This is a genomic window from aff. Roholtiella sp. LEGE 12411 (assembly GCF_015206995.1).
Lineage (GTDB): Bacteria > Cyanobacteriota > Cyanobacteriia > Cyanobacteriales > Nostocaceae > Komarekiella.
Genome location: NZ_JADEXR010000014.1, coordinates 39,834 through 52,752 on the forward strand (window position 1 = coordinate 39,834; position 12,919 = coordinate 52,752).

The following is a 12,919-nucleotide window of genomic DNA, read 5'->3' on the forward strand; positions in this document are numbered from 1 at the left end:
TCTCTGTTATACTCTCAACCCAGCATTATCAGCAAGTGTTATTTACTCAGTCGCCTGGAATGAGGCGATAAAAAAAAGAATTATTCGATTTTTTTTCTCTAAAGTCTAATGACCTCTTGAAGCTTATCTGAACACAAGTTCGGATACATTAGTTGATGGGCTGCAACAATTGGAGGCTAGGATGACAGAAGAGTCACAACAAAAACGGGTGGTAGTTGTGGGTGCAGGTTGGGCTGGTTTGGGAGCAACCTACCATTTGGCAAAACAAGGTTACAATGTGACACTTCTAGAAGCGGGCCCCTATCCTGGTGGACTGGTAGCAGGTTGGAAAACAGGAGCAGGAAAATCTGTAGAAGCGGGGATTCATGGCTTCTGGTATCCTTACAGAAATATTTTTTCTCTAATCAATGAATTAGGAATTAACCCTTTTACTACTTGGACTCGTTCCTCACAATATTCGCCTGCTGGTTTGGAAGTCGAATCACCGATTTTTCAGAACTTACCTAGACTCCCCTCTCCAGTGGGAACTTTTCTCTACACTCAGTTTAAACGGCTGCCATTAATTGACCGTCTCAGCGCTCTGCCTTTACTTTACGCTGTTGTGGATTTTGATAATACTGATGCAGCTTGGCGACGTTATGACTTTGTAACCGCCCGTGAATTGTTCAAAGATTTTGGTGTTTCTGCGCGGCTTTACCGAGAAGCCTTTGAACCAATGTTGTTGGTGGGGTTGTTTGCTCCTGGCGAGCAATGTTCAGCCGCAGCAACTTTAGGGATGCTTTATTTTTTTATACTGGCGCATCAACCAGATTTTGATGTGGTTTGGTGTAGAGGAACTGTAGGGGAAAAAATATTTCGTCCTTGGGTAGAACGTATTGAAAAAGCTGGTGTGCGAGTTCTTCCCCAGCGCCGGGTTACAGACTTAATTATTGATAGTAATCAGCGAGCAACAAGTGTAGTTTGCGGTGATGAAGTATTTGATACCGATGCTGTGGTTTTTGCAGTTGGTATTACTGGCATGAAGAAAATTGTATCAACTAGCCCTAACTTACAAAGCCGCGAAGAATTCCGCAATTTGAGCAATTTAGGGGCAATTGATGTTTTAGCAACTCGGTTGTGGTTTGACCGCAAAATTGATATACCTCGTCCTTCTAATGCTTGCTTTGGCTTCGACACAACTACAGGATGGACGTTTTTTGACTTGAATACCCTACATGATGAATATAAAAATGAGCCAGGAACAGTTATGGAAGCTGATTTCTATCACGCAAATCAGTTTCTGAGTTTAAGTGATGAGGAAATTGTAACGATAGTTCAGCGTTATTTAGCAACTTGTGTGCCAGCATTTCGGGAAGCAAAGGTAATTGATAGTAGTGTGATTCGGCTACCAAATGCCGTGACTCACTTTGCACCTGGTAGCTATCGCTATATGTTGCCAGCTAAGACCAGCTTTGAGAATGTATTTATGAGTGGGGATTGGATTGCGAACCGTCACGGTTCCTGGTCACAGGAAAAAGCTTATGTTACTGGTTTAGAGGCAGCAAATTTAGTAGTGTCTTATTTAGGAGAAGGTCAGCTATCCGAAATTTTGCCTGTTGAAGAAGATGAAGTGCATATACAAGTGGCAAGAAAATTAAACCAAACAGTGCGTGACTTGAGTAAATCTATACTGCCTGATTTTTGGTTGCCGTAATCAGTTATCAGCCTGTTTAGTGTTCCCTGATAACTGATTACTGTTTAACGCTTATTGTGATTCCGCATCGCTTTATGAATTTTTTTCCATCGTTCTTTCTCAACTAGCTGCGCCCGCTGGTCTTGTTTGCGGGTAAGATAGTTGAGTTCTTTTTGCAGTTTTTGGTAGCTGAGAAACCTAGAGTAGTCGAGTTTCCCCTCTGCTAAAGCCTGCTGAACTACACAATCAGGTTCGTTATCATGCTGACAATTGCGAAAGTGGCAATCCTGCGCTAAGGTTTCGATGTCTGCAAAGGTTTCTTGCAAGCCCTCGTTACCTGCCCAAATTTGGATTTCCCGCATTCCTGGGGTATCTATAATTAAGCCGCCAGTTGGCAGCAAAATCAACTCTCGATGAGTTGTCGTGTGTCTGCCTCGGTAATCACTTTGTCGTACTGGTTGCACAGCTTGCAGAGATGCTCCGTGAAGTTGGTTAGTAATGGTAGATTTACCAACGCCAGAAGACCCCAACAAAGCAACTGTCTGTCCTGTTTTTAGGTAAGGTTTCAAGGCATCTAATCCTTGATAATTAGTGGCACTTAAGAAAACGATGGGTACACCCAAGGCGACTGCTTCCACTTCAGCCAAGCACTCTTCTAGCGAGTTACACAAGTCTGCCTTGTTTAAGACAATGACCGGATTTGCACCACTTTCCCAAGCCAGAATTAGATAGCGCTCAATTCTTCTAGGGTTAAAGTCGCCATCTAGCCCTGAGACTAAGAAGACAGTATCTATGTTAGTTGCAACAATTTGTTCTTCTGTTTTACTACCCACTGTCTTGCGGGAAAATTTGCTTTTTCTGGGCAAAATTTCGTGGATAGTTGCTCGTTTTTCAGACTCTCTCACACTAATGACAACCCAATCCCCCACTGCTGGAAAGTCTTGAGTTTGAGAAGCCTGATGCCGCAGTTTCCCTGTAACTTCTGCGGAAAGTTCTCCTTGTTCAGTATAGAGGATGTAGGTATTTCTGTATTTAATGGCGACCCTACCAACGCGAAATCCTTGTTGGTGATAGGGTTCAAAGCTGTGAGCAAAAACGTCACTCCAGCCGAAGTAATCCAAATTCATTGATTTTTCCTCGATGTGTGCTACTTGTTTTGCACAAGGTTCCACAGAGGAGAACACTTCCATACTCTTCCAGCGTTGAGGAACCAGCGCTACAGGAGGTTTTTCCAACTCAGGCGACTTGCTTCTTGTGTCCCTACAAATTTGTTAGACGTATGTAGGACGCTAAGTGGCTTCTCGAAGTCTAGAACTGGTATGAAAGTGTCTGTAAATTCTGGTTTTCATTCCTGTAAGAAGGAGGACTGAACAAGAATCTCTGCGCCTTGTGTCCGTTGGGTTGGAATGGTCAAAGTAACCCGGACTGCTAGAAACTCAGTCATAGTTCTTCCTCCTTTTATACTACAAGTAATAATCTATATTATTACATCAGCTGAGTTTACAGGATTTACGCAAAATTATGAAAAAAACGTAGAATTATAGCATGAAAATGTACAACTTAAATAAGTCCTTTACTCATCAGGATAAAATTTAGCGTTGAGCTAAAGACAAACCTGGTGTCAGCCTCTGCAAAACTTGCTTTAACACCATTGCTGTCCAATCAACATCAGCTTCAGTGGTGTCACGCCCTAATGTCAGGCGAATTCCGCCCAAAGCTGCTTTTTGTGAATAGCCCATTGCCAACAATATCGGGCTAGGGCTAAGTTTGCCACTGTGACAAGCAGCACCAGCACTGATACCAATGCCAGCAAGATTGAGCTGTCGTACCAAGGTTTTACCACTGATTTCGCCATCGGCGTTTTCTATATAGAGGCTGACATGGTGGGGTAAGCGGTGAGCGCGATCGCCTGTAGGTATTAAACCAGGAATTTCGGCTAACAGGGCAAAGGCCCGATCGCGTAACTTAATTAAGCGTGGTGTTTCAATTGGTAGTTCTTGTGCTGCTAGTTGAGCTGCTACTCCAAAACCAGCGATCGCAGGTACTGCTTGAGTACCAGAACGTAGCCCCATTTCTTGCCCACCGCCACCCACCAGGGGTATCAATTCTATACCAGGACGCACATATAACGCCCCAGCACCTTGGGGGCCATATATTTTATGACTGGAAAGGCTAAGTAAGTCTACTGGGAGTTGTTGTACATCTATGGGTAAGCGTCCCGCAGCTTGTACTGCGTCTGTGTGGAACAAAACACCATGCGATCGGGCAATTTGTCCCAGTTCCTCAATTGGTTGTACTGTTCCTACTTCACTTTGAGCGTAAATTACCGAAACTAAAACTGTGTTATGTCGCAACGCCGCCTTTAAATCTAAAGGGTTGACTCTACCTTTAGCATCCACACATAAGCGCGTTATTTCCCAACCCCACATTTCTAACAACCGCACGGGTTCGGAAATTGCTGAATGTTCAACGCTGGAAATAATTATATGTTGAGGAACAGCGTATAACCGAGCAACACCTATAATCACCAGATTATTTGCTTCAGTCCCGCCAGAGGTAAAGATGATAGATTCAGAACTGGCGGCGTTAATTAATCCAGCTACTTGGACTCTTGCTTGTTCCACAACTGTTGCAGCCCTTTGTCCCCACTCATGTAAGCTGGAAGGATTACCCCACTGTTGAGTGAGGATTACTTGCATAGCTGCGATCGCTTCTGGGCGAGTGGGAGTAGTGGCGCTGTAATCTAGATAAATTTGCATATCAACTAATATAGTAATCCGATTTGATTCGTGAACTGACTTGTAGAGACACCGAATGGGGGATAGGGGATAGGGAATGGGAAAGAAGGGAGTTAAAGGTGTACGCAGTTTTTTCAAAAATAAAATAGGAATCCTATAGTAGTGGGAACACACGCTGGCAATTGGATGCTGAGCTTGTCAACATGTACATTTAAATGGGCAAATCTGACAAAATTTAGATACTTCAGCGTGTATGAACGATTATTTCTCTAATTCAGAACACAAAATTTTGGGAATGATAAATGTGTTCACCCCTAACCCACTTTTAGCAGATTACAGTGCAATTTTTCTCTAAACAAAGGTATTTTTTTTATATCTTTTTACTGATATTTCCTCTTGCTGCTTGTCAACGAGTTCATTCCTACAATCAGCGTCCAGCACCTTTACCGCAAGATCCATTAGTTCAAGTTTACTTTAATCATTCTGAGTCTTCAGAATACAAAGAACCTTATCGTCAGCAAACCCGCCTTGGAGATAATTTAGAAAAACAGATTGTCGATGCTATTTCTCAAGCTAAATCAACAGTAGATGTGGCGGTTCAAGAATTACGTTTACCCGGAGTTGCCAAAGCATTAGTTGATAGACAAAAATCTGGGGTAAAGGTCAGAATAATTTTAGAAAATATCTATAGCCGACCTGGGAGTAGTTTAACATCTAATGAAATAAGTAAATTAGATAAAAGGGAACGGGAGCGCTATAAGGAATTTCGCCAATTTATAGACGTTAATCAAGATAATCAACTCACTCCAGATGAAATAAATCAACGAGATGCTTTAGTGATTTTACAAAACGCTAAAATTCCTTGGCTTGATGATCAAGCTGATGGTTCAGCGGGAAGCAGTTTAATGCATCACAAATTTGTGATTGTGGATAATCGCATTGTAATTATCACTTCGGCAAATTTTACTTTAAGTGATACTTTTGGCGATTTTACCAATTTTAGCAGTTTAGGCAATGCCAATAATTTATTGCAGATTGATAGCCCAGAATTAGCATCTTTATTTACAGAAGAGTTTAACATTATGTGGGGGGACGGCCCAGGAGGCAAGCTAGATAGTCGATTTGGTTTGCAAAAGGTGATGCGTTTGCCTAAAATAATCACTTTCGGAAAAACCCAAATTACTGTACAATTCTCGCCTACTTCTCCTACTCAACCTTGGAGTAACAGCAGCAATGGTTTAATTGGCAAAACTTTAGCTTCAGCAACTAAATCTATTGATATGGCGTTATTTGTATTTTCTGAACAGCGCCTTGCTAATATCCTAGAAAATCGTCATCAACAAAGTGTGCAAATTCGCGCCTTAATTGAGCCACAATTTGCCTATCGTCCTTACAGTGAAGCCTTAGATATGATGGGGGTTGCGCTCAGTAACAAATGTAAATATAAAATCGATAACCATCCCTGGAAAAATCCAATTACTACTGTAGGTGTGCCTTTATTAGCCAAAGGTGATCTATTACATCATAAATTTGGTATTATTGATAGTCAAACAGTAATTACAGGTTCTCATAATTGGTCAGACGCTGCAAATAGTGGCAATGACGAGACGCTTATAGTGGTTGAAAATCCCACAGTTGCTGCCCATTATGTGCGTGAGTTTGATCGTCTTTATGCCAAAGCAAAACCAGGAATACCAACAGTAATTCAAGAAAAAATTAAACTAGAACAAAAACATTGTCCCCAAATTCAAACTCCTTTATCAAGTGAAATTACAGCTAGTCAACAAGTAAATATTAACACTGCAAGTTTAGAAGATTTAACAACTCTACCTGGTGTGGGTAAAAAGTTAGCACAACGAATACTTGCTACTCGTCAACAGCAAAAATTTACCTCTTTACAAGACTTGGAAAAGGTTCCAGGTATTAGTAATAGGATGCTGGATAAATGGCGCGATCGCATAACTTATTAACAATTTTAACTTTTAATAAATTAGCATTTTTTCAACTATAGCCACTAACTTAAAAGCTATACTGCTAAGGGTGCTCTATAGTTTGAATGATTTGTCAAGGTATCAATTAAATTGAACTTATTTAGAAACTTTGACCACCGACCCCGATTGATCATTGCTACTGGTTTGGCTGTATTAGTATTAGCATTACTTCCGTCTTGGCTACACTTACCAACTCGTATTCTCTGCGCTTGGAACTCCGGTGCTGACTTTTTCTTAGCCATAACTTGGTGGAAGATGATCGGGGCTACCCCAGAAAAAATCCGCCGTTATGCAGAAAATGAATACGAAGGCCGTTTGGCTATATTCATACTGGTGATTGCTGCGGCTTGTGCTAGTGTTTTAGCCATTGGGTTTTTACTCACTGATAAAAAAGATCTGTCAACAATTTTGCTGACCCTACACGTCATACTTTCAATTATGACGATTTTAGGTTCTTGGCTACTAGTACATACTATGTTTGCGCTGCAATATGCACACGGTTATTATAAACATATTAGTCGTAGTAATCATGAAGAAATAGTTAGAGGTTTAGATTTTCCTAATAATGATTGTCCAGATTATTGGGAATTTTTATATTATTCTTTTGTAATTGGTATGACTAGCCAAGTTTCTGATGTGCAGACAACATCACGTCAGATGAGACGTTTGACTCTGCTACATGGCATATTATCCTTTTTTTTTAATACGACCATTCTAGCTATTACCATCAATATCATTGCAGGGCTAATCTAAAAATTGTTTTACTCAGCCAATGTGAGAGGCTACTCATAATCTGTACTATTGTCCTCATAATACTAAAATAGGGAGACGACAATGCCTTGCCGTGCCCCTAACTGCAAGCCTATAGAATTTATTTACTAAATTAGATTTTCCCTGTGTTAACCACCTGCAACAGCTGGGACAATACTTACTTCATCGCCATCTTTTAAAGGTGTATCTGTCCCTTCCAAAAAGCGAATATCTTCGCTATTCAGGTACAAATTCAGAAATCGGCGGGGCTTTCCGGCTTCATCGCACAACCGCGATTTAATACCAGGAAAGCTTTGTTCTAATGAGTCCAACAATTCAGAAATGTTACTACCACTACATTCGAGGGTAGCTTGATTATTAGTAAAGTTCTGAAGTGCAGTAGGAACTAAAACTGTTATGGCCATAAAAGTGAAAATTTAAGAGTGAAGAGTAGAAACTTATCCTTTGTCCTTGGTTCTGACAAATGACAAGTGACAAATTACTAAACAAGGACTTGTTGCCATTCCAAGCGATCTAGTGTGCGCGATCGCTCTAGGGCACGTTCAAAACTATCGAGTTTGGCGTCAATTGTCAAAGGTTCGCCAATATAGCCTTGGACTGCTTCTTGGGTTTTTAAACCATTGCCAGTGATGTAAACCACGGTAGTTTCATCTGGATCAATCTTGCCAGCTTCTACCAACTTTTTCAGCACAGCAACAGTTGTACCACCAGCTGTTTCTGTAAAGATGCCTTCGGTTTCTGCCAGTAGCTTGATGCCTTCAATAATTTCTGAATCATTGACTGATTCAATATTACCGCCAGTTTTCTTAGCTATATCCACAGCATAAATACCATCTGCTGGATTACCGATCGCGATCGACTTGGCAATTGTATTCGGTTTCACTGGCTTGATAAAGTCGCTATTCTCTTTGAATGCTTGGGCGATGGGGGAACAGCCTTCAGCCTGAGCACCGCTGAAACGGACATTCTTACCTTCTACCAAACCAACTTCCACGAATTCTTGGAAACCTTTGTAAATTTTGGTAAAGAGTGAACCAGAAGCCAGGGGAGCAACGATATGGTCAGGTAGCTGCCAACCTAGTTGTTCTGCAACTTCAAAGCCCAGAGTCTTGGAACCTTCGGAGTAGTAAGGACGCAGATTGATATTGACAAAACCCCAGCCGTATGTATTTGCAATTTCCGAACAGAGGCGATTTACCTGATCGTAGTTGCCCTTGACAGACATGAGGGTAGGACTATATATCAAGCTACCTAGAACTTTACCAGCTTCCAAATCTGCGGGGATGAATACACAGCAGTCTAAACCGGCGTAAGCGGCGATCGCAGCTGTGGAATTTGCCAAGTTACCTGTACTGGCACAGGAAACTGTGGAAAAGCCCAACTCTCGCGCCCGGGAGAGGGCGACTGACACCACCCGGTCTTTAAAGCTGAGGGTGGGCATATTAACGGCATCATTTTTTATATAAAGCTTGTTTAAACCTAGGCGACGGGCAAGACGGTGGGAACGAACCAAGGGAGTCATACCAGTTCCCACGTCTATTACGTTGTCAGTGGCCACAGGCAAAAAGGGACGATAGCGCCAAATGGAATTTGGCCCGGCTTGGATTGTTTCACGGGTGACAGTAAGACGTAGAGCGCTGTAGTCATATTTGACTTCTAACGGCCCAAAGCATAACTCACAAACGTTTTTGGCTTTGAGTTCATATTCAGCACCACATTCCTTACACTTTAAGGCTTGAAAGGTAGCAGTGGTGGTTTGGTTTTGGGTCGTTACTGCTTGAGTCATAAACTAGCTTTCCCTGTTTGTCCTTCGACTGTCGCCTGATAGTAACACGAGCCAAAATACTAGTCAAACATACCCGACAAAAATGGTCGGGTATGTTGATCACCAAAAAAGGTGAGTTAGAACTTTCATAAAAACGCCAGAATAAGCAAATTTTTGTTCCAATTTCCTGCGTTGTTGTCAAAAACCTACACTTGTCACTCCCCACTCTTGATTAAGAACAAATAAGATGTTTGAACAAAACTCTGTATAAATCGCGTCTTGGCACGAGAAAATAAACAATAGTGATTTAATTAAGTTGACAAATCTAATGGATACAAAAGCTTTTAAGCGTACGCTGCAACATTCAGAAAATTACAATCGTAAGGGGTTCGGTCATCAAGCAGAAGTTACCACCCAGTTGCAATCCGAGTATCAAAGTAACTTGATTCAGGAAATTCGCGATCGCAACTACATCCTACAACGCGGTGATGTCACGATCCGCCTAGCGCAGGCTTTTGGCTTTTGCTGGGGTGTAGAACGCGCTGTGGCGATCGCCTATGAAACCCGTCAGCACTTCCCTACTGAACGCATTTGGATTACTAATGAGATTATTCACAATCCTTCTGTGAATAAACGGATACAGGAGATGGAAGTAGAATTCATCCCCGTTGAAGCAAACCAAAAAGATTTTTCTGTTGTCGCCACTGGTGATGTAGTTATATTGCCTGCTTTCGGGGCTAGCGTCCAAGAAATGCAGATACTTCACAATCAAGGCTGCAAAATTGTCGATACAACTTGTCCTTGGGTATCTAAAGTTTGGAATACAGTAGAGAAGCACAAAAAAGTCGATTACACTTCAATAATTCACGGCAAATATAAGCATGAAGAAACTGTCGCTACTAGCTCCTTTGCTGGCAAATATTTAATTGTGCTAAATTTGCAGGAAGCAGAATATGTTGCTAAATATATTCTCAATGGTGGAAACCGTGATGAATTTCTAACTAAATTCGCTAAAGCTTGTTCAGCAGGATTTGACCCTGATCAAGATTTACAACGGGTTGGTATTGCTAACCAAACCACAATGCTCAAAGGCGAAACTGAGCAGATTGGGAAGTTGTTTGAGCATACTATGTTACAGAAGTATGGCCCCACCGAATTAAATCAGCATTTCCAAAGTTTCAACACTATCTGTGACGCCACCCAAGAACGACAAGATGCAATGTTGGAGTTGGTGCAACATAATCTCGATTTGATAGTAGTAATTGGTGGTTTGAATTCATCGAATACTACTCAATTACAGCAGATTGCTTTTGACCGGGGAATTCCTTCCTATCATATTGATACCGTTGAGCGAATTCAATCAGAATATTCCATTGAACATCGACACTTAAATGGGCAGTTAGTAATCACAAAAAATTGGTTGCCTGTTGGAGAAATTGTTGTAGGAATTACTTCTGGTGCATCTACACCTGATAAAGTGGTAGAAGATGTAATTAAGAAAATTTTTGATTTAAAGCCGACAACATCGGTGGTTTAAGCAAAAGCTCACCCCTGTTTAAACTTCTTGCCAAAGCGCTTAAATTGTCATGTTGAGCAATGCCTAGGTTGGGCTACGCCTACGCTAAAAGTATTCCTGTACTCTTACGGATAAGTAGGGTGAGCATTGCAATACTCACCCTACAAGCAAAGAACTATTTGCTGTAGTCTGCTTCATAAGTTGCACTCATAACGAAAGATAAAAATCTACCTTGCTATAGCCATAGCCTCATACCCGATTTTTAAAACAACTGTTTATAAGCTGTTACGCAAATAAAATTGTATATTTCGCGCTGAGGTTGTCAAGAGTCAAAAGTCCACAGTCAAAGGCTAGCTTGGACTTTTGACAGCCTAAACGCTCATAATATGCAAGTTTATTTGCGTAACAGCTGATGTTTGTTGATTGTAGTTAGGTGAGAAGTTCAGAACAAGTTTTGAGATTACTACTATTCTAGAATTAAGTCGCTTTTAATGAACCGTTTTTGTAAAGCAACAACAACAGCGGCCTGGCGATCGCCCACTTTTAGCTTATGTAAAATAGCATGAACATGCACCCGGACTGTTCCAGGTGTAATGTAGAGTGCAAGAGCAATTTCTTGATTAGTTTTTCCTGCTGCTAGCAACGATAGGATTTCCTGTTCGCGGTGGGTTAGAGGATTTGCAGGTGTTAAAAGGTTTGTGATCTCAGACTGAGACGGAGCAGATGCAAAGGTGGAGCGAATTTCTTTGGTTGCGGTTTCATCCCACCACGATGCACCAGCAGCGACAGAACGGAGTGCCAAAACTAATTTTTCCGCAGCAACTCCTTTGAGGCAATAGCCTTGAGCGCCTACCTCGATCAAACGTGTAATCATGGATTTTTGAGAATGAGAAGTTAAAACTAAGATTGGCAGATGAGGATTTTGCTGCTTGATTTGTCTACACGCTTCAATTCCTCCGATTCCTGGCAATCCCACGTCTAACAGTACTACATCAAGAGGAATCTGATTGGCTAATTCAATAGCTGTTTCACCATCTTCAGCCTCAGCCATAATCTCTAACCCAGTTTCTTGTTGCAACCGCACACGCAAACCTAGACGGAATAGTTCATCATCCTCAACTAGGAGAATTTTGATTGGGGTAAGAGGCATCTCACGAAGCTAGAGAGGATTGAAGTGGATAAACGGGAAGTTTAAAGGCAAAGATAGCACCAGTAGGTACTCTGTTCTTTGCCCAGATTATACCGCCATGCGCTTCAATAATTTGGCGAGCTAGGTAAAGCCCCAACCCAGAGCCTTTGCCTTGGCGGTCGCTATTTCCCTGATAAAATCGCTCAAATAAGTGGGGGAACTCTTCAGGTTGGATACCCGCACCCGTATCTAAAATTTTGACAACTTGATAGGACGTTTGGGCTACTAACACGATTTTAACACCGTCACCACGCCGGGAATGGTTGATGGCATTCACTAGGAGATTAGTAAAAACTCGTTGTAGTTGTAGGGCATCACCCTTAACCCATAGTGATTGCCGCCAATCAGAGTCACCATAGCTAAACGAGAAATAAACGCGACGATTTGCAGCTAACTCAGTGAGGGTACTAGCTGTTTCCTCAGCTAGGATAACTAAATTCACAGGTGCTAAGTCAAGCTTTAAGCCTTCAGTATCATTACGATAGACATCCAGCAAGGTTTCTAGGAGTTGTAGGGAAGTCTTATGGCTGCGTGCCATCGTTGCTAAAACTTTCTGCTGTGCTGGCAAGACTGCACCAAACTTTTCTTGTTGAAAGGCGTTGAGAGCTTCAATCGCTCCCAGCAGCGGCGTTTTCAAATCGTGGGTGAGCGTGGAAGCAAAGTCTTCTCGTAATCTGACTAATTCCTCTTGTGCTTCTAGCTTTGCCCTAGTCAGAGCGATCGCTTCTTCGGAACGACGTAGGCGATCGCTTAAAATACCTGTGACAATCAATGCCATTGCTGCGATCGCTCTACTTGCAAGTAGAGAAGCCTTGATCACTTCACCTCCTGGCACTACAAGATTCAACATGATTAAGCACACAGAAATCAGAGTGGCTTGAAAGGTGGCAAGCCTCCCTAACCAAGAATTTGCCAACAAAATCGGCCCCGTGTAGAGATACCCGAATACATATTCGTTGGGAGTTGAAAACTCTAGAACTAAAACAATTATAAATAAACTGATAATGAGCAAAGATTTGCCCCAAAACAATTTTCTATCCACTAATTCAGCTTTTAAAGTTCCCATATTATAAATAATTATTGCTATCAGTTTTTACTGGAAATTTTAATTATATTTATTTGATTTTCTTTTATATACTACATTTTTTGCTTTAAAAAATACCGTTTATACAAAAATATATGCAGATATATAAGGTAAGTAAACGCCATAAACGTATTCTGTATGAAAATAAATTTTTTTGAGCAAATAACTAAACTGTTTTTATATCTACTATTAC

Annotated in this window: 10 protein-coding genes; 4 read left to right on the forward strand and 6 right to left on the reverse strand. The window is 41.4% G+C overall.

The genetic code is table 11. The features are described 5' to 3' along the window. The first annotated feature begins 181 nt into the window (after window positions 1–181). A complete protein-coding gene (locus IQ246_RS05195) occupies window positions 182–1,693 on the forward strand; it encodes an FAD-dependent oxidoreductase (protein WP_194000765.1) in 1,512 nt (503 codons plus the stop codon). 44 nt (window positions 1,694–1,737) lie between these two features. Here the strand turns inward: IQ246_RS05195 and rsgA are convergent, their stop codons facing one another. Together rsgA and IQ246_RS05205 are read right to left on the reverse strand one after the other, a co-directional pair. Beyond that, on the reverse strand, window positions 1,738–2,799 hold the full coding sequence (rsgA, locus tag IQ246_RS05200; RefSeq protein ID WP_194000818.1) for a ribosome small subunit-dependent GTPase A: 1,062 nt from the start codon (window positions 2,797–2,799) through the stop codon (window positions 1,738–1,740). A gap of 465 nt (window positions 2,800–3,264) precedes the next feature. Then, the gene (locus IQ246_RS05205; protein WP_194000820.1) at window positions 3,265–4,431 is read right to left on the reverse strand and encodes a cysteine desulfurase family protein; all 1,167 of its coding nucleotides are present in this window, start codon (window positions 4,429–4,431) and stop codon (window positions 3,265–3,267) included. Window positions 4,432–4,748: 317 nt separating this feature from the next. On the opposite strand from IQ246_RS05205, the gene IQ246_RS05210 reads away from it, so the two are divergent. Together IQ246_RS05210 and IQ246_RS05215 are read left to right on the forward strand one after the other, a co-directional pair. After that, entirely contained in the window at window positions 4,749–6,380 is a 1,632-nt protein-coding gene (locus IQ246_RS05210; RefSeq protein WP_194000767.1) for a DUF655 domain-containing protein, read from the forward strand. Window positions 6,381–6,491: 111 nt separating this feature from the next. Next, entirely contained in the window at window positions 6,492–7,154 is a 663-nt protein-coding gene (locus tag IQ246_RS05215; protein ID WP_208492014.1) for a DUF1345 domain-containing protein, read from the forward strand. 146 nt (window positions 7,155–7,300) lie between these two features. Here IQ246_RS05215 and IQ246_RS05220 read toward each other — a convergent pair whose 3' ends face one another. Together IQ246_RS05220 and thrC are read right to left on the reverse strand one after the other, a co-directional pair. Further along, window positions 7,301–7,576 carry a MoaD/ThiS family protein gene (locus IQ246_RS05220; protein ID WP_194000769.1) on the reverse strand — a complete coding sequence of 92 codons (276 nt, stop codon included), beginning with the start codon at window positions 7,574–7,576 and terminating at the stop codon, window positions 7,301–7,303. A 77-nt stretch (window positions 7,577–7,653) separates the two neighbouring features. Next, window positions 7,654–8,958 carry a threonine synthase gene (gene thrC / locus IQ246_RS05225; protein WP_194000771.1) on the reverse strand — a complete coding sequence of 435 codons (1,305 nt, stop codon included), beginning with the start codon at window positions 8,956–8,958 and terminating at the stop codon, window positions 7,654–7,656. 307 nt (window positions 8,959–9,265) lie between these two features. Here thrC and IQ246_RS05230 point away from each other — a divergent pair, with 307 nt between their 5' ends. Next, complete coding sequence (locus tag IQ246_RS05230) at window positions 9,266–10,474, forward strand: 4-hydroxy-3-methylbut-2-enyl diphosphate reductase (RefSeq protein ID WP_194000773.1); 1,209 nt, start codon at window positions 9,266–9,268, stop codon at window positions 10,472–10,474. Window positions 10,475–10,919: 445 nt separating this feature from the next. Here IQ246_RS05230 and IQ246_RS05235 read toward each other — a convergent pair whose 3' ends face one another. Then, on the reverse strand, window positions 10,920–11,603 hold the full coding sequence (locus IQ246_RS05235) for a response regulator transcription factor (RefSeq protein WP_194000775.1): 684 nt from the start codon (window positions 11,601–11,603) through the stop codon (window positions 10,920–10,922). A gap of 1 nt (window position 11,604) precedes the next feature. Continuing rightward, complete coding sequence (locus IQ246_RS05240; protein ID WP_194000777.1) at window positions 11,605–12,708, reverse strand: sensor histidine kinase KdpD; 1,104 nt, start codon at window positions 12,706–12,708, stop codon at window positions 11,605–11,607. Window positions 12,709–12,919: the final 211 nt, after the last annotated feature.

What these genes read in the sequence shown, in the direction of transcription:
- IQ246_RS05220 (WP_194000769.1), bottom strand. Translation starts at nt 7,576, where the DNA reads ATGGCCATAACAGTTTTAGTTCCTACTGCACTTCAGAACTTTACTAAT.
- IQ246_RS05240 (WP_194000777.1), bottom strand. Translation starts at nt 12,708, where the DNA reads ATGGGAACTTTAAAAGCTGAATTAGTGGATAGAAAATTGTTTTGGGGC.
- IQ246_RS05230 (WP_194000773.1), top strand. Translation starts at nt 9,266, where the DNA reads ATGGATACAAAAGCTTTTAAGCGTACGCTGCAACATTCAGAAAATTAC.
- IQ246_RS05235 (WP_194000775.1), bottom strand. Translation starts at nt 11,603, where the DNA reads ATGCCTCTTACCCCAATCAAAATTCTCCTAGTTGAGGATGATGAACTA.
- IQ246_RS05195 (WP_194000765.1), top strand. Translation starts at nt 182, where the DNA reads ATGACAGAAGAGTCACAACAAAAACGGGTGGTAGTTGTGGGTGCAGGT.
- rsgA (WP_194000818.1), bottom strand. Translation starts at nt 2,799, where the DNA reads ATGAATTTGGATTACTTCGGCTGGAGTGACGTTTTTGCTCACAGCTTT.
- thrC (WP_194000771.1), bottom strand. Translation starts at nt 8,958, where the DNA reads ATGACTCAAGCAGTAACGACCCAAAACCAAACCACCACTGCTACCTTT.
- IQ246_RS05205 (WP_194000820.1), bottom strand. Translation starts at nt 4,431, where the DNA reads ATGCAAATTTATCTAGATTACAGCGCCACTACTCCCACTCGCCCAGAA.